This window comes from Leptothoe sp. ISB3NOV94-8A (assembly GCF_043421595.1).
In the GTDB taxonomy this organism is placed as follows: Bacteria; Cyanobacteriota; Cyanobacteriia; order Phormidesmidales; family Phormidesmidaceae; genus Leptothoe; species Leptothoe turfae.
Map to the genome: position 1 here is coordinate 4,060,890 of NZ_JAXSQW010000001.1, position 24,810 is coordinate 4,085,699.

Below are 24,810 nucleotides of genomic sequence, written 5' to 3' on the forward strand. Positions count from 1 at the left end.
TTCGAGATTTATCTACGTCAATACTCTGTTCTGCGAGGGACTATGCTATGAAGACTTTGCTTTTTTACTGTCAACACATTCTCGGTATCGGTCACCTGATCCGCAGTATGGCTATTGCCCATGGCTTGACTAAGGATTTCAAAGTTTACTTTGTCAATGGTGGAGAGGTCATTCAGGACTTTCCTGTACCGGCAGGCATTGAAGTGATTAATTTACCTGCCATTAAAACCGATGCAAATTTTCGGGAACTACAGGTACCTGATGGGTTTACCGATGTCGAGTCCACATTGGAATATCGTCGTGATCGGTTGTTGGAGGTTTGCGATCGCATCCGCCCCGCCGTCGTCATGGTAGAACTATTCCCCTTTGGTCGTCGGCGTTTTTCTACCGAGTTAATTCCGCTGTTAGAGCGCGCTAAAGACCACGGCGCTAAAATCACCTGCAGCCTCCGAGACATTGTTGTCACCAAGCAAGATCAGGAGCGCCATGAAGCTAAAGTATGCAAACTGATGAATCGGTATTTTGACCAGCTGCTGATCCATGGCGACCCAGAGTTTTTACCCCTAGAAAACAGTTTTTCTAGGGTGAACGATCTTGACTGTGAGGTTCACTATACCGGTTACGTAGTTCCCGATGTAGATCGACAATTTACCCAAAAAACAGCATCCGATCCACCGATGATCCTGGCTAGCGTTGGTGGTGGGCGCTTTGGCCATGAGCTTCTACAATGTGTGGCCGAAGCCAGTCAGTTGTTAGAAAACAAGATCCCTCACCACATTCAAATGTTTACAGGGCCATTTTCACCAGATGACGTCTATAAACGTTTACAGACAATTGCAACCAATCGCTCCAATCTAACAGTCCAGCGTTATACCCCCGATCTTCTCAGCTACATGGCTAAGGCCGATTTATCCATTAGCATGGCAGGCTACAACACCACTCTCAACATTTTGCAGACAGGGGTGCGGGCTATGCAGCTACCGTTTACCGGTAATGATGACCAGGAACAACGACTGCGGTCTAGCCGTTTAGAAGATCTGGGCATTGTCAACGTCATTAATCCTGACGATTTGGATCCTATTTTCTTCTCCCTTAAGGTGATGAAAACGTTAAGCGTCAACCCCAGCCATCAACACTTCTGTCTTCGTGGGGTGGAGATGACGGCTGCTCGCGTTAAGGCACTGATCAAAGAAGAGATTTTGGTTTGAGCCAGCCCCATCCTCTACGACAAGCATCAGTCTTTGCCCCTGAGTGTTGAGTGTTGAGCTGGGAGCTCAACACTCAAAATCCAAAACTCTTAACTCTTAACCTCTTACAATCTATGACACAGTCTAAAATTTGTATTACCACCTTAGAATTCCCCCCCGATGTTGGTGGCGTTGGCGAGTCAGTGGCTCGTATTGCCAATTTGCTTCAGGATATCGGCTATGAGGTTCACGTTGCTGTTTTTCATTCCAAACAGCGTAAGGCCGAAGGTTATTGTCGCTCAGACTGTGACACCACCAAAAAAAATGGCATCCAGGTGCACCGACTCACTCCAGCTAGTCGCTCAAATACGCCAATTTTACAAGACTATCGCAGCGAAGTTTATTTCCAGTTGAAACAACTGCACCGTCAGCACCAGTTCAACCTGTTTCACGCCTTTTTTATTAATGAAACTGGCTTTATCACTACGTTGTTGGCTAAGGAAGAAGGTATACCCATCATCAACAGCGTGCGCGGCAGCGACTTACACAAGCACGTATTTAGCCCCAAACAACATGGTCAGATTGGCTGGATTTTAGAAAATTCAGACTGGGTCACCTTTGTCAGTCGAGATTTACAACGACGGGGTCAGGTGCTTGTCCCTGCCCTTAAAGGGAAATCCAGTGCCTTCTGGAACTCAATTCAGCCTGTAGAGGTTTCAAACCTACCTAAACCACCCCTAGCCGATCGGCTCACCGGCTTAGTCATTGGCTCAGTGGGTCGATTCCGCGATAAGAAAGGGTTGGAATATCTGTTAGACGCTTGTGCAGATCTGAAACAATCCATGCCGATAACACTGTTACTGGTGGGCGACTTTGCAGAGCGAGAACGTCCCTACTGGGAAGCCGCTATTCGCGAAAGTGGCATGGCGGATAACACCGTGCTTACAGGAATGGTTCCTCGGACTGAAGGCATGGCCTACCTACAATATATGGACGTGTATGCCATACCTTCTCTCCACGATGGCTGCCCCAATGCTCTGCTGGAGGCCATGCTGGCTGGTCGCGCCATTGTCGGTACTAGTGTTGACGCCATTGGCGAGATTTTAGATCATATTTACAATGGCTTAGTTGTAACTCCAGGCTCTAGTGCTGAACTTAAAGATGCCATTCTCATATTGGCTCAGTCTCCAGAGTTACGACAGCGCTTTGGAAAAGCAGCTCAAGCCACCGTCCGCCAGCAACTCTCTCCCATGGTTGAACAAAGAAATTGGGCCAAGGTCTACCGCCAGGTCTTGAGCCAATCTCTTACCGTTCTTGCATCTTAGCTTTAGGAGATTAATGATGACTTCTACGATCACAACAGAAACCTCTACCGTATCTAATATTACTCAACCCGAAATTACAATTGTGGTTGTACCACGGGAGCGGTTTAGCTATAGTCAACAGTCTTTAGAGAGCATCTACCAATACACAAACCTACCGTTTGAGCTGGTTTATGTAGATGGCGGTTCTCCTAAATATGTCCAGCAGTATCTGAACCAGGCATCGGAGGAAAAAGGCTTTACCCTGGTGCGCACCGAACATTTTCTGTCCCCTAATCAAGCTCGTAACCTGGGGCTAAGCTATGTTAAAACTGACTATGTGCTCTTTATCGACAATGATGTTCATGTGTCCCATGGCTGGCTACAGCAGCTGTGGCAGTGTGCCCAAGAGACGGATGCAACTGTTGTTTGTCCGTTGACCTGCATTGGCAAACCCTTACACCAGAAAATCCATCTAGCCGGCGGTGAAGCCAGAATCTTTACTGACCTGAAGGGTGATAAGACCCATCGTCGGGTGCATGAAAAACATTATTTTGTGAATCGTGCCGTCATTGATGTGGAAGAGCAGTTGCACCGTCGGTCTTGTGAATTTGCAGAGTTTCACTGCATGTTGGTTAAACGATCTGTTTTTGACCAGATTGGGGTATTGGATGAAAAACTCCTCAACACCCGGGAGCACATTGACTTTTGCCTGAATGTCAGTCAAACAGGTGGGCGCATTTATTGTGAGCCAGCGTCAGTCGTGACCTATGTGCCTGATATTCTCTATCGCTGGTCGGATCTGGCATTCTTTATGTTGCGCTGGAGCGATGAGTGGGAAGTGAAAAGTCTCAAACGGTTCCGCAAGAAGTGGAATTTGGATAAGGACAAGTATTTTAAGAAACGGTATAAGCGTTTGGGACACCGTCGACATCATGCGTTTTTGCGTCCGTTGGTTCGAAAGTTCACGTTTGGGAAAACGATTCCTTGGTTAGAAAAGCTGGTTATTCAGCTAGAGAGACAGTTGAATCGCATGCTCACCAGTCGATATCAACGCTTGTATGGAACAAATACTCAGGTGCAAGGTACACAGACCATGAGTAAGATGCCTGGATAAACACAACATTGTCTCCGTAGGGGTGCACCACAGTGCCCCCTGCGAAACACAGGCCAATGGTCAATATGTTGAAGGGCGCATGGCCATGCGCCCCTACAAGGCCATCTTTAATTTGAACAAATTATTTAATCCATATTCCCCATAACGGGAAGTTCCCCAATCCTAGCATTATGGCTAAACAAAAATCCTTTAGGTCATCCTTACCCGGTTTAAAACGCATAGCCCAACGCTTTTGGCCCCACATCTGTAAACAGGCTCACCTACTCACAGGCGCATTCTTTGCCCTGCTGGCAGAAACAGGTCTGCGCTTGCTGGAGCCCTGGCCCCTAAAGCTGATGTTTGATCGGGTCATTTTACCTACTGGCTTTAATATCCATAGTCACAACATTGAAGCGCTGGGAGGAGTTTCACCACTGTTAATACTCACGGGCCTTGCCGCTGCCCTAATTGTGATCTCAGCAGCACGAGGGGCTGCCGCCTACTTTAGTACTGTTGGCATGGCCGTAGCCGCAACCCATGTGATGACCGACATCCGTGGACAGCTCTATAGTCATATCCAAGCGCTCTCACTGTCGTTCCATAGCCGTGCCAAAAGTGGTGACCTGATTACCCGCGTCACCTACGATATCGAACGTCTGCGGGAAGTGACCGTGGTGGCTGCGCTCCCGTTGACCACACATTTTCTCACCTTAATTGGCATGGTGGGTGTGATGTTTTGGCTGAACTGGGAATTAGCACTAATTGCGATCGCAATCCTCCCTCTCTTTATCCTTACCACCACCACCATGTCAAAAAAAATCCACAAGGTGGCACGCACCCAGCGTAAACGGGAAGGAGCCATGGCCGCATCTGCAGCGGAAGCCATTGGGGCTATTAAAGTGGTGCAAGCATTATCACTGCAAGATTTTCTGGGGAAGTCTTTTGCCAAAAACAATCGTAAAAGTCTAAAGGAAAGTGCAGAAACCCAACGTTTGCGAGCAGGGCAGGAACGTCTTGTGGAAACGCTTGTTGCCATTGTGCAAGCTCTGGTGTTGTGGCGTGGGGTACAGCTAGTGCTGACTGGCAGCGCTACACCAGGGGACCTGTTAGTGTTTATCACCTACCTTAAAGTCGCCTTTAAGCCCATGCGACAGCTAGCCAAATATACGGGTCAAATTGCGAAGGCTGTTGCCTCTGGTGAACGAGTCATTGCTTTGCTAGAGACCGAACCTGAAGTGCGTGACCTGAAAGGAGCTAAACCGGCTCCTGTCTTTCGAGGTGATGTGCACTGCAAGCATGTCACCTTTGCCTACAATCCGGAGCAGGGAATTTTGCGCAACCTCACCTTTTCAGCTCAGCCCGGAGAACAGGTTGCCATTGTCGGCCCGTCTGGGGGGGGTAAATCCACCCTCATCAGTTTGTTGCTACGGTTCTATGATCCCATTGAAGGGGGCGTTCACATCGACGGGCATGATCTCAGAGAGTACACCCTCACCTCTCTCCGCAAGCAAATTAGTATTGTGCTACAGGACAGCGTACTTTTTGCTGCCAGCGTTCGCGACAACATTGCCTATGGGGCCATCGGGGCCAGTGATGAAGAGATTGAGGCCGCAGCGCGTCTGGCCAATGCCCATGACTTTATTATGGACCTACCTGAAGGCTATGAAACCATTCTTGGAGAGCGGGGGGCCACTCTCTCCGGCGGTCAGCGACAGCGGATTGCCATTGCCAGAGCTGCCATTCGTCGAGCCCCCATTATCATCTTGGATGAGCCCACCAATGGCCTGGATAGCGCTAGCGAACGCCTCGTTAGCGAAGCGCTAAATCGTCTCACCCAGGGTAAAACCAGTTTCTGGATTTCTCATAACCTTAGTACTGTGCAACATGCAGACCAAATTCTTTACATCGAACAAGGCTGCATTTTAGAACGGGGGACTCACCATCAGCTCATGGTCTTAGGGGGTCGCTATGCCCAAATGTATCGTTTGCAATCCGGTAGTTATTCAGCAGAGAAGAGTTATGCGAACTGACGCATTCCCTAGTCGCATTATTTTAGTTCGCCATGGTCGCAGTTCTTTTAATGACCAAGGGCGCTATCAGGGCAGTTCAGATGAGGCAATACTCACCCCCAAGGGTGTGACCACGGCCCAACAGGTGGGTGCATATCTCCGCTCCATGACCATCGACGCTGTGTATACCAGCCCCCTACTGCGGGCAAAACAAACCACAGGAGAGATTCTCAAAGCGATAGCGGATAAACGCCCTAAACCCATTACCGTGAGTCGCTATCTCCGAGAAATTGATTTGTCTGTGTGGGAAGGTCTCACCTACGACTATGTCCGGCAATACCATCGGGAGACCTATAACTGTTGGCAACAGCAGCCCCATGAGTTTAAGCTACCCGCTGATGATAGCTATCATTTTCCAGTCAAGGATCTCTATCAGCGTGCTCAAAAATTTTGGGCCCATAGTTTACATCATCACACAGGCAAAACTGTTTTAATCGTTAGCCATGGGGGCACTAATCATGCCTTAATTAGTACTGCGTTTGGGCTATCTCCTGAGCACCACCATAGCTTGCAGCAGTCTAACTGTGGCATCAGCATTTTGGAATTCTCGGGGCAGGGGGTGCAGCTGACTCAACTGAATCAGACGACAGCGATTAAGGAGACTCTGCCTAAACTCAAAGCTGGCAAAGAAGGATTGCGACTGTTGTTACTACCAGAAGACTCACTGACCGATAAGGCCTGTCAACAAATCGCTCACCGTTTAGCAACCATCAAGTTGGACTTTTGCCTGTCGAATACGACCGGAAAGTATTGGCTACCGATGCTGTTACAGCATCATTCTCAAACAGCTCAGTTTATAGATGACCGAGATGATTTTTTGCAGGATTGGCAACAGATCTTAGCTGATGCTTTGGAGCCAGAGCAAAAACTGATTACGGGGATTGCGATCGCACCCACCAACCGTATCCAAACCCTGCTCATCCAAACCTTGGGTGGTCGTTCCTACGAAGGCGCAAAAATCTCCTTAACACCCGGTCACCTTAGCGTCATCCACTATCCCAAAAACCATCGCCCCATCGTCCAAGCCATCAACATTTAACCATCCCCTTAGAAGTAGGTCTCTCCAAGTTTATCGACTAGTATCAAAACCATGACTAAATTCAAAACTTATCTCTCGCAGATTAGATCTCAGAAATGCTATTATCGAGGCACACAGCTACAGTTCTATGGAACTTTACTTTAATCACATCCAATCAGTAAAAATACGACCACTGTAGACATATAAAAATACATACACATTTATTCTCAACAGTCTTCGAAAAATCCTATATGTTCATAACGATATTTTAAATCAAGCGCGAAAGCCTTATTTTACAAGATTTCCAAAAAATACCAATTTATACTGATTTTTCTTGATGAGAATTACCTTATGATTTGGAGTAAGTAGCAAAAGAACGCTGAAATGCCCCCGCAGCAGTATCTAAGCTAGTACTCACCTAAATCAGAGATCTATATCAGTCAATGATGATGGACCTCCATGAAAGTAATCTCATGTCTACTTCATTAGATTCTTAGTCGCACCTGTCATAATTTTGACTCAGAGATGTTCGGTGCCACTACCGAAATGTTGAACTAACGTCTGTAGCTCCTTAGTTTAATCAGGGGGCTTCAATACCATCAGGAAAAAAGCATATCTGGACTCAGGTCCGCGGTCAATCATGACCGCACTATCCCACTGTCCTCACTGCCAAATTCTGGATAGTTCCCATGACTGCTACACTTCTCTCACCGCCTACCGTCACTGCGTTACAGCCATCCGTTACCATTGTGGTTGCCCCACGAGAACGCTTTGGCTACACGCAAAAGTCTCTGGAAAGCATCTATCAACACACAAAAATACCATTTGAGCTCATATACGTAGATGCTGGCTCCCCTAAACATATTCAAAAATATTTAGCAAGAGAAGCAGCTAAAAGAGGATTCACCCTCCTACGTTCCGATCAGTTTCTCTCACCAAATCAGGCACGTAACCTTGGTCTTAGTCAAATAACGACAGACTATGTAGTCTTTATCGATAATGATATTCATGTTTCGAGTGGCTGGTTGGAGCCTCTTTTACGTTGTGCAAAAGAAACAAATGCAGCTGCTGTCTGTCCCTTAACTTGCATCGGCAAACCACTCCATGATCGGATTCACTTTGCAGGAGGTGAGGCCAGGATTTTTATGGATGTGCAGGGCGAACAGATATGGCGGCGTCTTTATGAGAAACGTTTTTTGGTAAGTCGCTCCGCTGCCGCCATCAAGCATCAGCTTTACCGACGCGCCTGTGAGCTTGTAGAACTGCGCTGCACACTGGTTAGGCGAGATATTTTTGAACAATTAGGATGCTTAGATGAAAAACTATTGGGCACTCAAGAAGATATAGACTTTTGCCTAAGCGTTAGTCGAGCCAATGGGCAAATGTTCTGTGAACCGGCTTCAGTGGTCACCCATGTACCTGAAATTTCCTATCGTTGGTCTGATTTAGGGTACTTTATGCTGCGCTGGAGCGATATGTGGGAAGTAGAAAGTCTCATGTATTTCCAGCAAAAGTGGGCTTTGGACATGGACGAGTACTTTTTACAACGATACAGACAGCTGGGCCAACGTCGCCATCAAACATTCTTATACCCACTGCTACATCGGCTGCAAGGAAACCGCAAAGTCTCTTGGTTAGAAAACATTGTCATAAAGCTAGAACAGTGGTTGAACCAGATACTTGCAGATCGCCATGCCAAACTGCGGCACACCCCTATAAAAAAGCTAACCCCTACATCTCCCTCACCCAATCATAAGACTGTCCCTCACAAAAAATTGCATAGGTCAGTGCTTGATAGTCACAGTCATCCTACGCAACTATCTCAACCACATTTAATGCCCCATTAGACCGGTTACTTTGCCTAGGTTAGGCAGATGCAGCCTATACTGGCTTAAAAGCCCATTCAAAGGTTTACTTTACTCCTAAATAGGTAGAGATAATCCTCTATGCCTAGGAGTTTTATAAAATCTCTTTTTCAGCAACAAACGAGTGCAATTGCTCGACGTCCCATCAGTTACCATCTCTTCAAGACATACACTTGTGAACTCCACCTCTTTTTTGAGAAGATTATGACATGAAAACACAAGCTCTTGCTAAACGTGCTACAGCTACACGTCTCTCTATACCATCAGTCACGCTTATCATAGCACCACGGGAACGTTTCAGCTATATCCAACCATCACTGGAAAGCATTTACAAATACACGAAACTACCGTTTGAGCTGATATACATTGATATCGGTTCTCCAAAGCACCTGCGCCATTACTTAGCTCAATCAGCTGCTGACAAAGATTTCACTTTACTACGCACCGAGCGGTTTATTTCGCCAAATCAAGTTCGTAATCTGGGGTTAGGTCATGCAACTACAGACTATGTTCTTTTTATCGATAACGATATTCATGTCTCTCCTGGTTGGTTAGAGAAGCTTTTAGAATGTGCTCAGGAAACAGATGCTACCGTCGTCTCTCCACTTATGTGTATTGGCAAGCCATTGCATGAGCGAATTTTGATGGCTGGGGGTGAGATCAGATTTTTTGTGGAAACAGGTGACGAATTTGAGCATCGTCGTTTGTACAAAAAGTGTCATTTGGTTAATCGTTCTGTTTCTTTGATGCAACGCCAGCTACATCAGCGTGCCTGCGACTATGCAGAGTTAAGCTGTTTGCTGGTAAAGCGCAGTATCTTTCGCGACATTGGTCCCTTAGACGAAAATCTCTTGAATTCTCAGGAGCACCTTGATTTTTGTCTCAGTGTGGCCCAAGCAGGTGGCAAAATTTACTGTGAACCTGCATCAGTGGTCACCTATGTTCCTGAGATGCCCCGTCGTTGGTCGGATCTGCTCTATTTTATGCTGCGCTGGAGTGATGCTTGGGAAGCGGAAAGTCTGATTCATTTCCAAAAGAAGTGGTCTCTGGATATTGATCGGGATTTTATGCTGCGTTTTAAACATTTAGGTCAGCAGCGACATCAAATCTTGTTGTTGCCGTTGCTACGGCGGTTGACAGTGGGCTGTCGGGTACGCTGGATGGAGAAACTCGCGATTTACTTAGAGCGTTGGCTTAATCAGTATTTGACGAACCGTTATAGACGGTTGTCTAGGTGAAAGGGAGCTTGTTCTTATCAGAGCTTAGGCAACTACTCGACAACCTTCCCCTCCGGGGAGGGGCTCCGGGGTGGGGCTCCCGATTATTACTAACCACCAGCAGCCTTCTTAATTTCCTTACAAATCTCCACTAAAGCCTGATCTTGCTCAGCAGCACTAAGACTTTTCAAAGGCCGCTCCGGAGCATGCGCAGTCTGATATTCCGCTATAGCACTCTCTTCATAGAGACTAGAACTAATCGGTACCCAAATGATTTTCAGCCCTCATTCTTAGCCGCATCTAAAAGGGGAGGCAGCCCATTTTCATGGATAACGCACTCAACTGGTTCTTGCTAAGGTCTAGTGTTTGAAGACTCGTCAGCTGGACAATCTCGGGTGGTAGCGCACTCAATTGGGTCCGAATCAATTGCCCTTCATAAAGTTTCCAACCCCACTGCAATGTTTCTAACTGAGTCAACTGCCCAATCTCCGGCGGCAACTCCGTCAACCCCGCCCCGACAAATTCAACTTCGTCGCCCCAGTCCTCGCCGCTTCCTCAATCACCTCCAGCAACTCATCCCGCGTCATACCAACCATCTCCAGAAACCATCCCCGCTATTCTGCCAAACCCACACCAGCCAAGCTCTAAAACTTAATCCAAAATAAACCTTGACCAGTTAGTCTAAGTTCGCTATTCTTAAATCAAGGTCGTCAACCACCCAGACCCATGACACGCGGACCCAGCAAGCAATTTGACACCGAAATCGCCCTTAGCAAGGCCATGGACGTGTTTTGGGAGCACGGCTACGAAGCCGCTAGCCTCTCACAATTGCTCAAGCAAATGGGTATCGGCAAAAAGAGTCTGTACGACACCTTTGGCAACAAGCAATCGCTGTTTCTCAAAGCTCTGGAGCACTACGCCCATACTACGCTGCGAGATATCCGCAAACGCCTGTCAGCAGAGGGTTCTGCCCTTAACAACATCAAACAGCTACTCCTCGACTGGCAAACCATGCATGGTCGCCCTGGTAGCTGCGGCTGTATGCTCGGCACCAACATCGCCGACTTCAATACCGACGATGAAGCCATCGCCAAAGTTATGCGCGGCTACCTGTGTCAGCTAGAAGACACCTTCAGCAGCGCCCTCACCCGCGCCCAAAAAGCCGGAGAGCTAAGCCCCAACAAAAACCCACGGGACCTGGCTCGCCTGCTACTTTGCACCACCCAGGGCATTGCCCTCCTGGGCAGAGTCATGGAAGACGACACCACCCTAAAAGGCGCAGTGCAATCCGCGTTGCTACTTTTAGAGGAAGAGCCCCCCTCACACTAAATCCCTCTCCCTGGGGAGAAGGGCTTTGAAGACTGAAGATCTTCTTATTTTGAATAAGATCCACGTTCTCTAACTCCCCTTCTCTCTCGGGGAGAAGGGGCTGGGGGATGAGGGGTATTTTTTTGCAAAAACCTAGACCGATCAGTCAATATTTATTCACCTTTGGAGGTATCACCATGGCACGTTTAACTAACAAAACAGCAGTTATCACTGGCGGCACCACTGGCATCGGCTTTGAAACCGCAAAGCTGTTCATTGCCGAAGGCGCACGGGTGATCATCACCGGTCGCAACCAAACCCGCCTCGATGAAGCTGTTGCTGCTCTTGGCTCCAATGTCGCTGGCATCAAAGCCGATGTCCAATCCCTCGATGAACTTGACTCTCTCGCTACCCAAGTCCAAGAAATCGTTGGCCAGTTCGACATTCTCTTTGCCAATGCAGGCATCGCCAAACGTGCCAACTTCCGCGATGTTACCGAAGCCGACTTCGACCAAGAAATTGCCATTAACTTTAAAGGCGCTTTCTTCACCGTCCAAAAACTAGAGCCCCTGATGAACAATGGCAGCAGCATTATTCTGACAACCACTATTCTCGACCAAACCGCCCTCCCTGGTGAAGGCATCTATGGAGCCTCTAAAGCCGCTGTTCGCTCTCTCGCCCGTTCCCTCAGCAGAGAACTGCTAGATCGTCAGATTCGGGTTAATGCAGTCGCCCCTGGTCCTATTGAAACGCCTATCTGGTCAAAGATGGATCTGCCTGAAGATGTTCCTGCGCAAGTGCTAGGACGTACGCCTATTGGTCGCTTTGGTAAACCTGACGAGGTTGCTAAAGCCGTTCTGTTCTTAGCCAGCGATGATTCTTCCTACATGCTCGGCGAAGAGATCCTGGTTGATGGTGGCTGGGCAACACTTTAGAACTTCAGAAATTGTCTGCACCATTAGTACTCTTGTAGCTCTTATGAGCAGCAGGACTCATTACTGCACCATTCCTAAAAAGAAACCTTATTTCAAGGCTAAACACTTGCCTCAGGCAGGGTTCTCCGAACAAAGGGGAACCGCCAGGGAGGAGGCTCGAAAACTTACGCCATCACTCGCCCTCCTCCGCCTAAGACAGCTCCCTGGCGGTAAGGGGAGGACACTCTTAGAACTTACTCTCAAAAAAGGACAATCATCATGCATTACACTCATAAAAATACCCAACAAAAAGTCTTCCTCTCTCTCTCCATATGGGCCACCACCGTCGCTATCACCGGTTATCTCGGTCTCTTCACCCACATCCCTGCCAACGGCATTGCCCTACTCGTCATCCTCAGCCTCACTATCCTAGTCGTCCTCTACTACCGCAACCCAGCACTGAACATCTATATCAACAACCTACCTCCCCGACAATTAGTCATCTTCCACCTATGGCGCATCGTCGCAGGCTTTGCCTTTCTCTCTTACGGCAGTCAAAACCTCTTGCCAGAACGCTTCGTCATCAACGCTGGCTACGGTGACTTAGCCGTCGGCTTCCTAGTCCCTATCATCCTTTTAGGCAAAGAAAGCATCCAAAAGTACATCGCGTTCCACCTGTTCGGTCAGCTTGATTTTATTCTTGCCGTTGGCACTGGGCTTACCTTCACCGTATTGCAAGTGCCTCTGATGGAGAATATTGCCACTTTCCCTATTGTGCTCATTCCTTTATTTGGCGTTCCCTTGACCGGAGCAAGCAGTATTATGGCAATTGATGCGCTGCTTAGACAGCGGCGACAGATAGCTTCCCGTTAATGTGAGATTTCGGTTGGTGGCTCTTGGTATTGCAGGGCATCCACAAGGGATGCCCCTACGTAATGTGGAATTTCGGTTTGTGTTGCTAGATATCGCAGGGTAACCACAAGAGGCAGCCATACGTTTGGATTTGATATAACATCCCATATCCCCCAAGGAAAAACCATGACAGATTTCAAAACAGCGCTCATCGTCATTATCGATGGAGCCATCCTGCCACCAGGGCAACAACAATCTGCGGACAGTCCTGATCGATTTCTGGAACCGGATGAATATGCCACCAGCTACTGGCATATTCTGCAACAACACCGCAGCGCCTGGACCTGGGAAATAGAATTACGCCCCTGGGTAGAACGGTTTTAACCTAAATCAATCCCATAGATAGCCATACTACAGATCACAAATAGATCTCCAAGGACAAACATGCTAGGCTCGAAGCCTACTCATAACCCACCCCCATGAAATCCGCTAAATCCCAGGTTGCTCTACTGGCCTTGTGTCAGGCGACGGCCATGACCATTAATACGGTCTTGGTCACTGTTGCTGTTCTCATCGGCTACGCCCTCGCCACAGACAAAGCCCTGGCCACACTACCACTGGCCATACGCCAAGTTGCAATGATGGTAGCCACGATCCCAGCTTCACTACTCATGCAGAGAATTGGGCGACGCAATGGATTTCTGATGGGCAATTTTATCGGTCTGGTTGGTACGGGTGTCGGTATTTATAGTCTCGCCATTGCTAATTTTTGGCTGTTTACCCTCTCCATGACGGTGCTCGGTATCTCCGGTGGCTTTTTTGGTTACTATCGTTTTGCAGCAGCTGATGTGGCCGATCGCGCATTTCGATCGCAAGCAATTTCTTGGGTGTTAGCAGGCGGTATCATTGCAGCCATTCTGGGACCATGGTTGGCCACAGGATCACAAGGATGGTTTAACAGTGAGCTATACATCGGTGCGCTAGTGGCATTGCTGGGGCTACATGTATTCACGAGTCTTTTGTTATTAGGGTTGCAGATTCCTTCAATGACATCAGCTCACCATACCCAGAACACACGACCGCTGGCCGAGATTATGCGACAGCCTAAATTTTTGGTAGCTACCCTGGGAAGCACTGTCAGCTTCAGTGTCATGGCGTTTGTGATGACGGCTACGCCGTTGGCCATGGCAGCAGCAACCTACTCTTTTGAGCAAACGGCTTCTGTCATTCAGTGGCATGTGCTTGGCATGTTTGCTCCCTCGCTGGTGACGGGCTGGCTGATTAAGCGATTCGGCACGTTGCAAATTATCGTGACTGGAACAGTGCTAAATCTGGCTTGTATGGGGTTAAATTTATCCGGTACCAGCTTTTGGCACTTTACTATTGCCCTATTGTTACTGGGCCTAGGTTGGAATTTTATGTACGTGGGTTCCACCACCCTACTCACAGAAACCCATACACCTGAGGAGAAAGGAAAAGTTCAGGCGATCCACGACTTTATTATGTTTAGCTTTGTCGCTCTAGCTACATTCCTAGCAGGGCCAATATTTCATCGGTTTGACTGGGAACTTCTTAATCAGATGAGCTGGCCGCTGGTGCTGCTCACTCTGTTGGTGGTGCTGTGGTTACAGCAAAAGCGATTGCGCAGTCAGCATCTGGTTTAGGTCGACTTGCATGACTTTGCAACAGCCTGGGCAATTAAGGCCATGGCAGCACTCTTAAAAGTATGGCCGATCTGCTCAGTTCCTAAATATCGGGCTTGGGAAAAGCCGCCGTCAATGACCATTGTTAGTTGGGCTGCCAGGGTTTTGGGCTGGTTGAGATTGGCAGCTGTGGCTAGGGTTGTGATGCGATCGCACACACTCCCCTTATGCTCCAAAACCACCTGCCGCGATAAATGCTCTGCATCCGCAAACTCACTGGCCGTCAGCAAAAACGGACAGCCCTGACAGTCAGACCTCTCTAGCAAATGGGCAATGAAATCCACAATGCCTACCAGCTGAGCCATGGGCTCAGGGTCACAGTTCGCTAAAAATGCCTCCAACAACTGCCAAAACTGCTGATTCCGTTGCTCCAAGTACGCCTGAATCAACGCATCCTTTGACGAAAAGTAGCGATAGAGGCTCGTCTTCGCAATTTTCGCCTCAGCAATCACCCGGTCCACACCCACCGCATGCAGCCCACATTCATAAAATACCTGAAGATGCAATAAATCCAATGCCAGCAGCCTACAAGAAAGGATTTACACCGGCTCCTGTCACCTCACAAACATAATTCAGAACAACGGGTGCCCGAGGTGCTCCATCCAACTCTGGCGGATACTGCGTTACTCTCAAATACTCACTGTCATCAGAGTTCTACTGATCTAACAGAACAATATCATAGAATAATTGTTCATCTACTGAACTGCCAGTAAACTCATACTCCCATGCCCATGGCTCACCAAATTCGTTGTAGTCAGCATAGGGACTCAGCTCGTCGCTGACCCCCAGAAATTGAGGAAAATCTCTCTCGTCACTAGTCAGAAATAATCCCCCTTGGGTGGTAAACAACTCGACATTGAGGTCTTCCAATCCCTCTTGACTGGAACAAACATAATCTACATAAAAACCCAATGGGGGCTCAAACGAATCGTACTGTGCCTGGGCAGCAGAACCAAAGAACACTAAAGCAGAGCCAACACCGATAGAAATTGTGAGTAAGGGTTTCATACTCTCCATATGCGTGCGTATGAGTAGTAATTTTGGCGTTACTGATCCTCAGAAAGTGATCCTCAGAAAGATTTAATCTGAAAAATTACGAATTTAGGGTAAGTCTGGCCGATCGATTCATCCTCTCAAGCAGCAACGGCAGAACTTTCAATGATTAGTTACAGCCGTTGTTCGTAGAGCAATAGTGCCCAGTACGCCCATAAGAATCACATTTTTTGATATTGACTGACAGTGCAATGATGAGCAGCACCGTCGGTCAAATACCTAAAGCTTAGATGCCTAAAGTTAGAAATGTTTACCAGAACACTTGACGACTTTCTAGAAAAACGGTAACAATAGATACAGAAATGAACGTTCGTGATCCATTCATTACTTCTTTTGCTAGTGAGTTGGGTCATGGAAGTAGGCAGCAGAGCTTCTATGCACTGCCATCCGAAGGAACGCACCTCAATTTCTAGACACATCACGTTGTATTGAGGAAGTTAATCCCATGACACTACATCCTGTTACTCCCCTAACCTCTGTTGAGAATAAAGGACGCCTTCTTAAGCATGCCAATCGTCAGCAATCGCGCAACCGTCAGCGCTCTATGTTGATGCGTACTATTCAGCAGGTTGCTACTGAACAAATGTAAGGCTGTTTACTCTCCTCTTTTTTATTAGCTCTAAAAGGGTCCTGATCGATTGATCAGGACCCTTTTAGGTCATTAAGCCTAATGTCTGCACCGCTGAGTGAGTCGCTGATGCCGACGCTAAGATCATCGACAGGACCGATGACTGGACACGGGCGGATTGGACACTCACGATGAAGAGCACGTAGCCGATCAACCGCTATGCGGCACAGCCGAACAAACTGTTCAGGTAGAGTTTATTCACCTGGGGCTGATTCACACCATTTTGCATGAGAAAGAGGGACAGAGCGGCCTGCATCACCCGTTCCTGGCTCCACAGTTCATGGGTGCTCAAATAATCCTGCATTGATTGATGTAGCGTTTCGGGAATCTCGATCATGAGGCTGACAGTGGCTGGAGCTGTGGTCATTGGAGTCATAAAGATAACGAGATAAATGTATAGACACAACAAACTGGAGCCTAGTACAAACTCTTTGCCCAAGCGTGCCACGGAGGGCTAACGACATTTGGAACACAGGACAAAGAAGACGCAACTAGGTCGCCTGATGCAGTGGTGTTTCATTGTGCAGGAGACCCTAGGAATTCGCAATGTCCGTCAGTTTTGGGAATGTTCTAATTCGAAATTTAGGCTGACGACACCAATAGGGTTCAGCCCATTTTTTTGTTAATTATCGTTACAAACTGAGAGCGATCCCCGGTCTTCATCATTTTCCACAAAAGGGCTGAATGCACTGAATCTTCGTCTTAATTTGTGGATAACTCCATGTGAACTGGGGAAAAGTCACGGAAAACCCTGGGGAAAACGCCTTCTATTCTTAAGAAAAATAAAGTCGCAAATTTACGCAAATAGACCTCGGTGGCATGGGACGAAAGTTGGCACTTCATAAATACTGCTCAACGCCAACCTTCGTTAATTTTTGGGGGTAGATGCCAATGACCACTGCCTAATACCTATGAAAAAAATATCCTCAGGTCAAATCGTCCAAATCAACATCTCTGACGGCGGCACTCCCAAACGCCCTATTTTCGAAGTTCAAATCACCCCAGCTGGTCTCACCGGCGATCGCCAACGCAACCTCAAATATCACGGTGGCCCAGACCGTGCCGTTTGCCTCTGGTCCGCCGATATCATCCAAACCTTACAAAACGAAGGCCACCCCATAGCACCAGGCAGCACTGGCGAAAATATCACGGTGGCTGGCCTCACGTGGGCACAACTTGAACCGAATATGCAACTTCAGCTTGGCGATACAGTTCGGCTGCTGATCACCGACTATGCCGCCCCCTGCCGCCACATTAGCCGCTACTTCAGCGATCGTCGCTACAGCCGCATTAGCCAAAAACACCATCCCGGTACCAGTCGTCTCTATGCCCGCGTTTTATCTCCGGGTCTTGTCCACGTCGGAAATAACATACAGCTCACATGAAACAATTTGCCCTGCAAGGCTGCGGCTGTCTAAGGGTCTTACCAGAACCCACTGATAAAGCCCCCCCTCGTTTGTGCCGCATTGGTTTCGGTGCATGGATAGGGCACCTTACAAGGTGTGGCATCTAATATCCCGGTGGTTGCCAACATTCTCCAATGTATTGATCTAACATTTGGGCAATGCTTAACAATTCCATCTCTCGCCAACGTTTTCCCACTAATTGAACCCCTACCGGTAGTCCTTGAGATGTTTGCCCCACGGGTATGACAACCGCCGGATGGCCACTTAAGCTAAATGGAATCGTATAGGCACCATTGGCAATACTGTGGGGATATTGTTTGCCATTGACTTCCACAGCAGTCCAGGCAGGTCGATGGGTAAAGGCTGCTGTCGCCGCCACGGGCATCAGCCAGACATCCCATGGTTCTAAGGCTGCATCCAACCTAGCAATATAGTTATCGCGCTCCGTCAGGGTTTCAAAGTAACCCTTGAGGCTAGGTCGCAACAGCTCTGGCCAGAACTTGGCAAAATTACCTAATTGACGCAGGTTGCGATCGCCCTGGGTTGCCGTTCGATATAACAGTGTTAAACTGCGTCGGATCGTATACCAATCCTTAGGTTGGGCGTAGTTATTAAGATAGGCCGCCATTTGACCATACAGCGTCCATATCTCAGACAAATCAAAATCACCTGGTGACCATTGATCTGTCTGGGCTCCAGCTTCTGTTAAAGTATGTACCACCGTTTGCATCGCTGCAAGAATCTCAGCGGCTACCGGAATCTCTGGCCATTCATAAATCCACGCAATTTTTAGCTCACTGAGTTCTTTGCCAGAAGGCACATCTAAAGGCACTGGCGGAATCTCTGGGCGTCGTGGATCGGCACCTGCTAGCAAGGAGAATCCCAACCTTAAATCCTCTATGGAACGGGCAAAGCACCCTATGGTCAGCATTTGCCGCAGGCAGTGGGGCATTCCAGGTGTTTCTGGAATATGACCTGCTGTGGAAATCCTTCGCTCTGTTGGCTTTAGCCCATATACTCCACAAAAATGAGCGGGTTGACGTACCGATCCAGCAATGTCATTACCAATCTCCAGCGGCGATAATCCGGCTGCCACTGCCGCCGCACTGCCGCCTGAACTCCCTCCAGCTGTATAGTCAACATTCCAGGGATTATTCACCCGAGGGAAAAGAGAATTCGTACTTTGAAAATCTGCCGCTAGTTCCGCCAAATTAGACTTGCCCATAATTACAGCCCCAGCTGCTCTTAGACGAGCCACCACGGTGGCATCCTGCTTGGGAACATAATCTTTTAGAGGCGGATAGCCCACCGTTGTCTGGAGACCAGCAGTTTCAAAAATATCTTTTACAGTCATGGGCACACCATGCAAAGGTCCCCAATTTTCTCCTTTTGCCAGAGCATCGTCTGCTTGTTGCGCCTGTTTTCTTGCCCCCTCCGCATCCAAAGTGCAAATAGCATTCAGCCGAGGATTATATCGATTAATCTGGTCTAAATGAGCTTCTAGCAACGCTACAGCAGAGATTTTGCCGTCCCGAATCATTTTTGCCAGCTTATGGGCAGGTAGAAACACCAGATCGCTCATTAGATTGATTTTCCATAGGCTAAAGGACACATTATAGGATTGCCTGGAGGTGAAGACGGTAGGCGTTAGACTACACAGCCAGTGTTTCCTGACGCTGACGAAAGTAGTCCACCAAAAAATCAATCGCCCGACGTACCCGCAAAGGTAAATGCTGACGATTGGGATACACAATCCAGGTAGAGCGATCCCGATCCCAGAAGTCTTGCAAAATAGGCAATACCTGTCCAGCCTCTAAAGCTTCCGCCAAATTTACCCGAGGCGAATAGGCAATGCCTAATCCCATCACAGCTGCTGCTGCTAACGCTGGTCCATTGTTGCTACGCCAGACCCCAGATACCCGGATAAACCGTTCTCCATTAGGGTAGGAAAATCGCCAGCGGTCAGTATTGGCAATTAAACAAGCATGGTCGCGCAGTTCCTCTGGCTCGATGGGCTTACCCCATGCCCGTAAATAGTCAGGACTGGCACAGGCCACCAGGGTGCGCCCGGTTAGTTTGCGAGCAATCAGACTGCTATCTTGCAGCACTCCATAGCGAATGGCAAAGTCAAACCCTTCATCAATCAGGTCGATATTACGGGTATTAAAGTCGATGTCGATGTGCACTTGGGGGTGCTGTCGAGCAAACTCTGCCAAAGCGAGGGCCACATAGCGTTCTGCAAAAGCTCCTGCTGCCGACACGCGAATGCGACCCACCACCTCAGCCGTCTCACCCACCACCACCTGGTTGGCTTCTTCTAACCCTGCCACCAGTTCAGAACAGCGACGATAGTATTCTGCTCCAGCATCTGTCATGCGCACTTTACGGGTGGAGCGGGCCAATAACCGAATGCCTAATCGCTCCTCCAGAGCAGCCACCTGACGACTGACATAGGATGTGGAAACGCCCAGCCGCTTTGCGGCAGCGGAGAAACTGCCTGCATCCACCACGGTCACAAATTCTGACACACCATCCCAAATGCCCATGGATCTATATTGTTGCTGCTGAGCAAAGGTCATTTAACTAAACTCGATTTTATATTGCCTGAGCAACAATAAGCATATAGTTGACCGATTCGACCCAACTGGGACTGTAGTACTGGCTTTTAAGACAATGCCGACGGGTATTGACAGTTAGGCAAAATAGCATTGGTTTAGCGTGCTTTAGGGTTTTCGGATTAATTTCTTTGTGCTAAATTTTTCAGATTTTCTAAATTCGTTAGGAGCAACGTTCCATGGCTAATCCTCGTATTCTGATTGTTCTCACATCCCACGACCAACTAGGTGACACCGGACATGCCACTGGGTTCTGGCTAGAAGAACTGGCCTGTCCCTATTACACCTTTTTAGATGCTGATGCCACTGTTACGCTTGCATCTATCCAGGGGGGCCAGGCTCCGTTAGATCCGAAAAGTCACCTAGAAGAGAGTCAAACTGACGATACAAGGCGTTTTATAGCAGATAGTGCAGCCCAAATCGCATTAGCCAATACCCTGGCTATTGACCAGGTTGATGCAGGTGATTATGACGCTATTTTTATGCCCGGTGGTCACGGCACCATGTGGGACTTTGCAACCAGTTCTACCCTGAGCAATTTGATTGAAGCCTTTGATGAGGAAGAGAAAATCATTGCAGCTGTCTGTCATGCGCCTGCTGGATTGGTGAATGTGAAAACCTCTGCGGGGGAGCCGTTGATCAAGGGTAAAGTAGTCACTGCCTTTTCCAACAGTGAAGAAAAGGCAGTTGCATTAGACACGGTTGTTCCCTTCTTGTTAGAAACTCGTCTGCGGGAGTTGGGGGCAATCTTTGAAGCCGGTCCAGACTGGGGAGCTTTTGCTAAGCAGGACGGTAACTTGATTACGGGTCAAAATCCAGCTTCGTCTGAACCAGCAGCTCAGGCTGTTTTGGCGGCGTTAAAGTAGGCTTTGGAAAAGTTTTTGAGTGGTGTGCGATCGCATCACGCTGATGGAAAGTCGGATGCGATCGCACAGAGTAAACAACTGCCTCCCCTTACTCCCTCTTCCCCTTGAACTCTCCTTATCCTCCATCACCTTCCACTTTTATCAAGATTCTTATCGCAAAAGTGTCACTTAGCACCTATTAAGGCAAAATTGGGCGGCTACAATAGCCTCACCAATCTGGAAAAGGCGATGGTATCCCTCAGATCCAAAACGTTATTCTTTTCTGGCATCACCGCTGGTATTGTTATCAGCTGGTTGACTCAGCTAACCCCAGCCTGGGCCAACTGCCCCGATTGGGTCGGTAGTGTAGAGTGGCATCGCCCTACAATGACCGCCCATTTCCAATTTCTACAAAACCAGACCAGCTATCCATGGGGTAACGCCCGTGTTTTTGAACGTATTGAAAACGGCCAGGTCTTTCTAACAGAAGCTTTTGATACGCTCGACGGAGAACAAAAGCAGCAAGTACTTCAGACACTGTTCTCCTTTGATAGTCGAGACTACCTCACCGAAGAAGACTATTTAGAACGTCTGAAAGCACCAGGAATGGGACTGTCTCCCTACCAGGTCATGACCCATGAGGGCCGTTTACTACGCGGAGTGTATGACGGCTGTACTGTGTTTATCCTATTGACCGAAAAACAGCGCTACAGCTGGGCCTATCTTAGTCAGGGTCGCAGCCAGCCCTATAACCTAGCCGATAGCCTGTTACGCAACGCGGGACAACCAAGCTGGCGACAGGTTAATTTCCCCATCGGTGCCATGGCCGAAAAGAGAGTCCGGCTTAACTTCTGGAACTCCATAGGCTATGAAAACAGCGACTGGTGGATTGCCTGGGTGCCAGAAAATGGCTATTTTGAAATTAATGTCCCTGGGAATTTTGACACAGCTCTACTAGAAGACTATTGGCAAGTTGCCGATCAAAACTACCGTTATATGATTGTAGGCAACGACGGAACCTGGCTAGAAGAGAAACGATTTTAGATAAAAGCTAAGCATGAGTGTTTAGGGACTTACCGCTAAATAAAATACCCGTTTTGCCTGGCTGTCAGATGTTAGGCGTTGGGTGCTTTAGCTTATTAGCTATGAAGCTGAAGTACTGTCAACATTTCAAACAGTGAACTTTACCAGAATAGCGTATAGCGATGGGACTATTAGTCAATGGCATATGGCAAGACCAATGGTACGATACCAGTAGTACCGGCGGACGCTTTGTTCGTAAGGCCTCTCAATTCCGCAATTGGATTACACCTGATGGTGCCCCTGGCCCCAGAGGAGCAGGTGGCTTTAAGGCAGAAGTTGGACGCTATCACCTTTATGTCTCTTACGCCTGCCCTTGGGCACACCGCACCCTAATTTTTCACACCTTAAAAGGCCTAGAAGAGATCATATCGATCTCTGTTGTCCATTGGCTTATGGGTAACAATGGTTGGACCTTTGAACCAGGAGAAGGCGTCATTGCCGATTCTTTATTTAATGCTAAGGTTTTACATGAAATCTATACCCATGCTGACCCTAACTATACTGGGCGGGTAACCGTACCTATCCTATGGGATAAACAAACTCAAACTATTGTTAACAACGAATCGTCAGACATCATACGCATGCTTAACAGTGCGTTTGATCAAATTGGGGCTAAATCAGGAGATTTCTATCCTGATTCGCTCAGAAAAGAAATTGATACCTTGAATGAACGTATTTATAACACCGTCAATAATGGCGTGTATAAATGCGGCTTTGCCACTACCCAGACAGCCTATGAAGAAGCCTTAAAACCACTGTTTGAATCCCTTGATTGGCTGGAAGAGATTCTAACTAATCAGCGCTATCTTACCGGTAATCAGCTTACCGAAGCTGACTGGCGATTGTTTACAACGCTGGTGCGCTTTGATCCAGTCTATGTCGGACATTTCAAATGCAACATGCGGCGGATTGTGGATTATCCAAACCTTTGGGGGTATGTGCGCGAGCTATATCAAATGCCTGGTGTGGCACAAACGGTAAATTTCTCACATATTAAACGCCACTATTACCAAAGTCATGAAACCATTAATCCAACCAGCATTGTTCCCAAAGGTCCGGAAATCAACTTTATGAAGCCTCACAAACGCAAGTTGTAAAGGATATTTTCAGGTTTTAATCAGTAACAGTATCCCACTTGAACACATATACGTTAGAATGCGGAAGCGGCGAATGTCGATGGAAATCAATTAACTAAGATATGCTCGGAGTCATTCTTGGAGATGCGTTTGGTTCTGCCCATCAACGCACCAAAATCCAAGACTTTGAACTGATTACTCCAGATAGCCACTGGACAGAAAACACAGTTTTTACACTGGCTACTGCAGACTACTTGCTCTATGGCGGGGAATACGAAGAAAGCTATACACGTTGGTATAGTTGGTATCCCGATGTAAAGGGAGGGTACAACAACAGCTTTAGTGAGTGGGCTAAGACAAATGGCCTAAAGCCTTACTACAGTTGTCGTAACGATGGCGCACTGAGAGCGGCCCCCATCGCCTATGCATTTGACAATCTTAAAGAGGTTATGGAAGAAGCTGAGCGCTCTGCCATGGTCAGTCACAACCATCCTGACGGCATTAAAGGTGCCCAAGCAACTGCTGCTGCTATCTTTCTAGCCAAAGAAAAGGCTCCAAAGGAGACCATCTCACAGCTGTTAACCAGTATTTTTGGTTATAGCTTTAAGACACCTTACCAAGAGTTGCAACAAAGCTATCAGTTCAGCTGCTTAGCAACAGACACTGTGGAAGCAGCTATTACTGCATTCCTGTACTCCAAGGACTTTGAAGATGCTGTTCGCAAAGCCATTGCCCTCGGGGGTGATGCTAAAAGCCTGGCCGCCATTGCTGGTGGTATTGCGGAGGCCTTTTATCCAAAGGTGCCAAAATCACTACAGACATTAGTGTGGGATTTACTGGATGAAGGTCAGCAAGATTTAATCACCGAGTTTCAGACCGAATTTGTAAGAGAGGTGTTACAAGTACAAGCCGCTTAATCCTTGGGTAATGAACACTGATAACGTTCAACCTCAGTAAACAGAGATACCGATAATCGACTGTTCCACATTTCTTGTCGGCACTCCAAAAAGTCAGCAGCACACCGCGCAAGCAATTTTTCGAGCCTGCCACGGTGTGGGTTTTCCATAGCTAAAAAACCACGGCATTCCTTTATACGCGATTGATCAAGCTTTTGATCAGTCGCGGCTTTTTTTAACCGTCCCCTCACCGTAAAACAGCAATTCGCCTGGTCTAGCATCCATAGCAATCGTGGCTACATCGGCATCGAACGAGAACGTCTCGATGAAACCAAACCAGCGGATCTTAAGGAAGCCTTTAATATTGGAAAAGAGCTCTCTACTCCACTGAACAGACTTTTGTCCACAATCTTTGGCCCAGTGATCAACCATTTTTTTGCCAGACCATTAATATTTTTTTCAGATATGCTTAGCTACCGCTAATAAGCATATCTGTTCAAGCATTTGCCTGGGCGCGCGCGCTGTAGGCCAATTCAATCGTTCCGATAGATCCCCCCCTACAGGAGCACTCGTTTAAAGAACTAACCAACACCAAAACCAGACCAAACCTCTCCCGCCGCACCATGGGTGACGAAGCCACCTACATACAAGTCGACATGCGCAACGCCCCAGTGGTTA

24 protein-coding genes are annotated in these 24,810 nt (G+C 47.9%); 19 read left to right on the top strand and 5 right to left on the bottom strand.

Annotated features, from left to right (window positions below; genetic code table 11):
• The first annotated feature begins 47 nt into the window (after nucleotides 1-47).
• From SPB21_RS17055 to SPB21_RS17110, 12 genes are all read left to right on the top strand, one after another.
• Nucleotides 48-1,208: a glycosyltransferase family protein gene (locus SPB21_RS17055; RefSeq protein ID WP_499867242.1), complete on the top strand. Its 1,161-nt coding sequence runs from the start codon at nucleotides 48-50 to the stop codon at nucleotides 1,206-1,208.
• Between the two features lie 113 nt (nucleotides 1,209-1,321).
• The gene (locus tag SPB21_RS17060) at nucleotides 1,322-2,512 is read left to right on the top strand and encodes a glycosyltransferase (RefSeq protein ID WP_499867243.1); all 1,191 of its coding nucleotides are present in this window, start codon (nucleotides 1,322-1,324) and stop codon (nucleotides 2,510-2,512) included.
• 16 nt (nucleotides 2,513-2,528) lie between these two features.
• The gene (locus tag SPB21_RS17065) at nucleotides 2,529-3,605 is read left to right on the top strand and encodes a glycosyltransferase family 2 protein (protein WP_163702877.1); all 1,077 of its coding nucleotides are present in this window, start codon (nucleotides 2,529-2,531) and stop codon (nucleotides 3,603-3,605) included.
• Between the two features lie 170 nt (nucleotides 3,606-3,775).
• Nucleotides 3,776-5,614, top strand: coding sequence for an ABC transporter ATP-binding protein (locus tag SPB21_RS17070; protein ID WP_499867244.1), 1,839 nt, complete (start codon nucleotides 3,776-3,778; stop codon nucleotides 5,612-5,614).
• The gene (locus SPB21_RS17075) at nucleotides 5,604-6,692 is read left to right on the top strand and encodes a histidine phosphatase family protein (protein WP_499867245.1); all 1,089 of its coding nucleotides are present in this window, start codon (nucleotides 5,604-5,606) and stop codon (nucleotides 6,690-6,692) included. The genes SPB21_RS17070 and SPB21_RS17075 overlap by 11 nt, the downstream gene beginning before the upstream one ends.
• Nucleotides 6,693-7,360: 668 nt before the next feature.
• Nucleotides 7,361-8,518, top strand: coding sequence for a glycosyltransferase family 2 protein (locus tag SPB21_RS17080; RefSeq protein WP_499867246.1), 1,158 nt, complete (start codon nucleotides 7,361-7,363; stop codon nucleotides 8,516-8,518).
• A gap of 227 nt (nucleotides 8,519-8,745) precedes the next feature.
• Nucleotides 8,746-9,774, top strand: a complete 1,029-nt coding sequence (locus SPB21_RS17085; RefSeq protein WP_163702881.1) for a glycosyltransferase family 2 protein — start codon at nucleotides 8,746-8,748, stop codon at nucleotides 9,772-9,774.
• A gap of 705 nt (nucleotides 9,775-10,479) precedes the next feature.
• Complete coding sequence (locus tag SPB21_RS17090) at nucleotides 10,480-11,082, top strand: TetR/AcrR family transcriptional regulator (RefSeq protein ID WP_499867248.1); 603 nt, start codon at nucleotides 10,480-10,482, stop codon at nucleotides 11,080-11,082.
• A 176-nt stretch (nucleotides 11,083-11,258) separates the two neighbouring features.
• Nucleotides 11,259-11,996, top strand: a complete 738-nt coding sequence (locus tag SPB21_RS17095) for an SDR family oxidoreductase (RefSeq protein WP_499061645.1) — start codon at nucleotides 11,259-11,261, stop codon at nucleotides 11,994-11,996.
• Between the two features lie 258 nt (nucleotides 11,997-12,254).
• Nucleotides 12,255-12,848 carry a DUF8737 domain-containing protein gene (locus SPB21_RS17100; protein WP_499061644.1) on the top strand — a complete coding sequence of 198 codons (594 nt, stop codon included), beginning with the start codon at nucleotides 12,255-12,257 and terminating at the stop codon, nucleotides 12,846-12,848.
• 165 nt (nucleotides 12,849-13,013) lie between these two features.
• Nucleotides 13,014-13,211: a Rossmann-fold NAD(P)-binding domain-containing protein gene (locus tag SPB21_RS17105; protein ID WP_431732022.1), complete on the top strand. Its 198-nt coding sequence runs from the start codon at nucleotides 13,014-13,016 to the stop codon at nucleotides 13,209-13,211.
• A 95-nt stretch (nucleotides 13,212-13,306) separates the two neighbouring features.
• The gene (locus tag SPB21_RS17110; RefSeq protein WP_163664652.1) at nucleotides 13,307-14,491 is read left to right on the top strand and encodes an MFS transporter; all 1,185 of its coding nucleotides are present in this window, start codon (nucleotides 13,307-13,309) and stop codon (nucleotides 14,489-14,491) included.
• Here the strand turns inward: SPB21_RS17110 and SPB21_RS17115 are convergent.
• Together SPB21_RS17115 and SPB21_RS17120 are read right to left on the bottom strand one after the other, a co-directional pair.
• A complete protein-coding gene (locus SPB21_RS17115) occupies nucleotides 14,488-15,045 on the bottom strand; it encodes a TetR/AcrR family transcriptional regulator (RefSeq protein ID WP_499867250.1) in 558 nt (185 codons plus the stop codon). The two genes, SPB21_RS17110 and SPB21_RS17115, sit on opposite strands and share 4 nt — an antisense overlap.
• A 139-nt stretch (nucleotides 15,046-15,184) precedes the next feature.
• A complete protein-coding gene (locus SPB21_RS17120; protein ID WP_499867251.1) occupies nucleotides 15,185-15,538 on the bottom strand; it encodes a hypothetical protein in 354 nt (117 codons plus the stop codon).
• 490 nt (nucleotides 15,539-16,028) lie between these two features.
• Between SPB21_RS17120 and SPB21_RS17125 the strand changes: the two genes are divergently transcribed.
• Nucleotides 16,029-16,172: a hypothetical protein gene (locus SPB21_RS17125; RefSeq protein WP_006515612.1), complete on the top strand. Its 144-nt coding sequence runs from the start codon at nucleotides 16,029-16,031 to the stop codon at nucleotides 16,170-16,172.
• A 196-nt stretch (nucleotides 16,173-16,368) separates the two neighbouring features.
• On the opposite strand, the gene SPB21_RS17130 is transcribed toward SPB21_RS17125, so the two are convergent.
• Nucleotides 16,369-16,587 carry a DUF2811 domain-containing protein gene (locus SPB21_RS17130; RefSeq protein ID WP_156828329.1) on the bottom strand — a complete coding sequence of 73 codons (219 nt, stop codon included), beginning with the start codon at nucleotides 16,585-16,587 and terminating at the stop codon, nucleotides 16,369-16,371.
• 535 nt (nucleotides 16,588-17,122) lie between these two features.
• On the opposite strand from SPB21_RS17130, the gene SPB21_RS17135 reads away from it, so the two are divergent.
• Nucleotides 17,123-17,596, top strand: coding sequence for an MOSC domain-containing protein (locus tag SPB21_RS17135; RefSeq protein ID WP_163702888.1), 474 nt, complete (start codon nucleotides 17,123-17,125; stop codon nucleotides 17,594-17,596).
• A 124-nt stretch (nucleotides 17,597-17,720) separates the two neighbouring features.
• On the opposite strand, the gene SPB21_RS17140 is transcribed toward SPB21_RS17135, so the two are convergent.
• Nucleotides 17,721-19,199, bottom strand: a complete 1,479-nt coding sequence (locus SPB21_RS17140; RefSeq protein WP_499867252.1) for an amidase — start codon at nucleotides 19,197-19,199, stop codon at nucleotides 17,721-17,723.
• A 70-nt stretch (nucleotides 19,200-19,269) separates the two neighbouring features.
• Entirely contained in the window at nucleotides 19,270-20,196 is a 927-nt protein-coding gene (locus tag SPB21_RS17145; RefSeq protein WP_348917968.1) for a LysR family transcriptional regulator, read from the bottom strand.
• Between the two features lie 215 nt (nucleotides 20,197-20,411).
• Between SPB21_RS17145 and SPB21_RS17150 the strand changes: the two genes are divergently transcribed.
• The 5 genes from SPB21_RS17150 (at nucleotide 20,412) to SPB21_RS17170 (ending at nucleotide 24,615) form a co-directional block, all read left to right on the top strand.
• Nucleotides 20,412-21,098 (top strand): type 1 glutamine amidotransferase domain-containing protein, encoded by a 687-nt coding sequence (locus SPB21_RS17150; RefSeq protein ID WP_163701071.1) that lies wholly within the window; start codon nucleotides 20,412-20,414, stop codon nucleotides 21,096-21,098.
• Nucleotides 21,099-21,326: 228 nt separating this feature from the next.
• The gene (locus tag SPB21_RS17155) at nucleotides 21,327-22,121 is read left to right on the top strand and encodes a phosphoribosylaminoimidazolesuccinocarboxamide synthase (protein WP_163701074.1); all 795 of its coding nucleotides are present in this window, start codon (nucleotides 21,327-21,329) and stop codon (nucleotides 22,119-22,121) included.
• Nucleotides 22,122-22,282: 161 nt separating this feature from the next.
• Complete coding sequence (locus SPB21_RS17160) at nucleotides 22,283-23,257, top strand: glutathione S-transferase family protein (RefSeq protein WP_163664634.1); 975 nt, start codon at nucleotides 22,283-22,285, stop codon at nucleotides 23,255-23,257.
• A 101-nt stretch (nucleotides 23,258-23,358) separates the two neighbouring features.
• Nucleotides 23,359-24,153 (top strand): ADP-ribosylglycohydrolase family protein, encoded by a 795-nt coding sequence (locus SPB21_RS17165; protein WP_163664632.1) that lies wholly within the window; start codon nucleotides 23,359-23,361, stop codon nucleotides 24,151-24,153.
• A gap of 258 nt (nucleotides 24,154-24,411) precedes the next feature.
• On the top strand, nucleotides 24,412-24,615 hold the full coding sequence (locus tag SPB21_RS17170; protein ID WP_348918289.1) for a hypothetical protein: 204 nt from the start codon (nucleotides 24,412-24,414) through the stop codon (nucleotides 24,613-24,615).
• Nucleotides 24,616-24,810 lie beyond the last annotated feature (195 nt).

Excerpts from the sequence above, each read along its gene's own strand:
- SPB21_RS17055 (WP_499867242.1), top strand. The coding sequence starts at position 48 with ATGAAGACTTTGCTTTTTTACTGTCAACACATTCTCGGTATCGGTCAC.
- SPB21_RS17060 (WP_499867243.1), top strand. The coding sequence starts at position 1,322 with ATGACACAGTCTAAAATTTGTATTACCACCTTAGAATTCCCCCCCGAT.
- SPB21_RS17065 (WP_163702877.1), top strand. The coding sequence starts at position 2,529 with ATGACTTCTACGATCACAACAGAAACCTCTACCGTATCTAATATTACT.
- SPB21_RS17070 (WP_499867244.1), top strand. The coding sequence starts at position 3,776 with ATGGCTAAACAAAAATCCTTTAGGTCATCCTTACCCGGTTTAAAACGC.
- SPB21_RS17075 (WP_499867245.1), top strand. The coding sequence starts at position 5,604 with ATGCGAACTGACGCATTCCCTAGTCGCATTATTTTAGTTCGCCATGGT.
- SPB21_RS17080 (WP_499867246.1), top strand. The coding sequence starts at position 7,361 with ATGACTGCTACACTTCTCTCACCGCCTACCGTCACTGCGTTACAGCCA.
- SPB21_RS17085 (WP_163702881.1), top strand. The coding sequence starts at position 8,746 with ATGAAAACACAAGCTCTTGCTAAACGTGCTACAGCTACACGTCTCTCT.
- SPB21_RS17090 (WP_499867248.1), top strand. The coding sequence starts at position 10,480 with ATGACACGCGGACCCAGCAAGCAATTTGACACCGAAATCGCCCTTAGC.
- SPB21_RS17095 (WP_499061645.1), top strand. The coding sequence starts at position 11,259 with ATGGCACGTTTAACTAACAAAACAGCAGTTATCACTGGCGGCACCACT.
- SPB21_RS17100 (WP_499061644.1), top strand. The coding sequence starts at position 12,255 with ATGCATTACACTCATAAAAATACCCAACAAAAAGTCTTCCTCTCTCTC.
- SPB21_RS17105 (WP_431732022.1), top strand. The coding sequence starts at position 13,014 with ATGACAGATTTCAAAACAGCGCTCATCGTCATTATCGATGGAGCCATC.
- SPB21_RS17110 (WP_163664652.1), top strand. The coding sequence starts at position 13,307 with ATGAAATCCGCTAAATCCCAGGTTGCTCTACTGGCCTTGTGTCAGGCG.
- SPB21_RS17120 (WP_499867251.1), bottom strand. The coding sequence starts at position 15,538 with ATGAAACCCTTACTCACAATTTCTATCGGTGTTGGCTCTGCTTTAGTG.
- SPB21_RS17125 (WP_006515612.1), top strand. The coding sequence starts at position 16,029 with ATGACACTACATCCTGTTACTCCCCTAACCTCTGTTGAGAATAAAGGA.
- SPB21_RS17130 (WP_156828329.1), bottom strand. The coding sequence starts at position 16,587 with ATGACTCCAATGACCACAGCTCCAGCCACTGTCAGCCTCATGATCGAG.
- SPB21_RS17135 (WP_163702888.1), top strand. The coding sequence starts at position 17,123 with ATGAAAAAAATATCCTCAGGTCAAATCGTCCAAATCAACATCTCTGAC.
- SPB21_RS17140 (WP_499867252.1), bottom strand. The coding sequence starts at position 19,199 with ATGAGCGATCTGGTGTTTCTACCTGCCCATAAGCTGGCAAAAATGATT.
- SPB21_RS17145 (WP_348917968.1), bottom strand. The coding sequence starts at position 20,196 with ATGACCTTTGCTCAGCAGCAACAATATAGATCCATGGGCATTTGGGAT.
- SPB21_RS17150 (WP_163701071.1), top strand. The coding sequence starts at position 20,412 with ATGGCTAATCCTCGTATTCTGATTGTTCTCACATCCCACGACCAACTA.
- SPB21_RS17155 (WP_163701074.1), top strand. The coding sequence starts at position 21,327 with ATGGTATCCCTCAGATCCAAAACGTTATTCTTTTCTGGCATCACCGCT.
- SPB21_RS17160 (WP_163664634.1), top strand. The coding sequence starts at position 22,283 with ATGGGACTATTAGTCAATGGCATATGGCAAGACCAATGGTACGATACC.
- SPB21_RS17165 (WP_163664632.1), top strand. The coding sequence starts at position 23,359 with ATGCTCGGAGTCATTCTTGGAGATGCGTTTGGTTCTGCCCATCAACGC.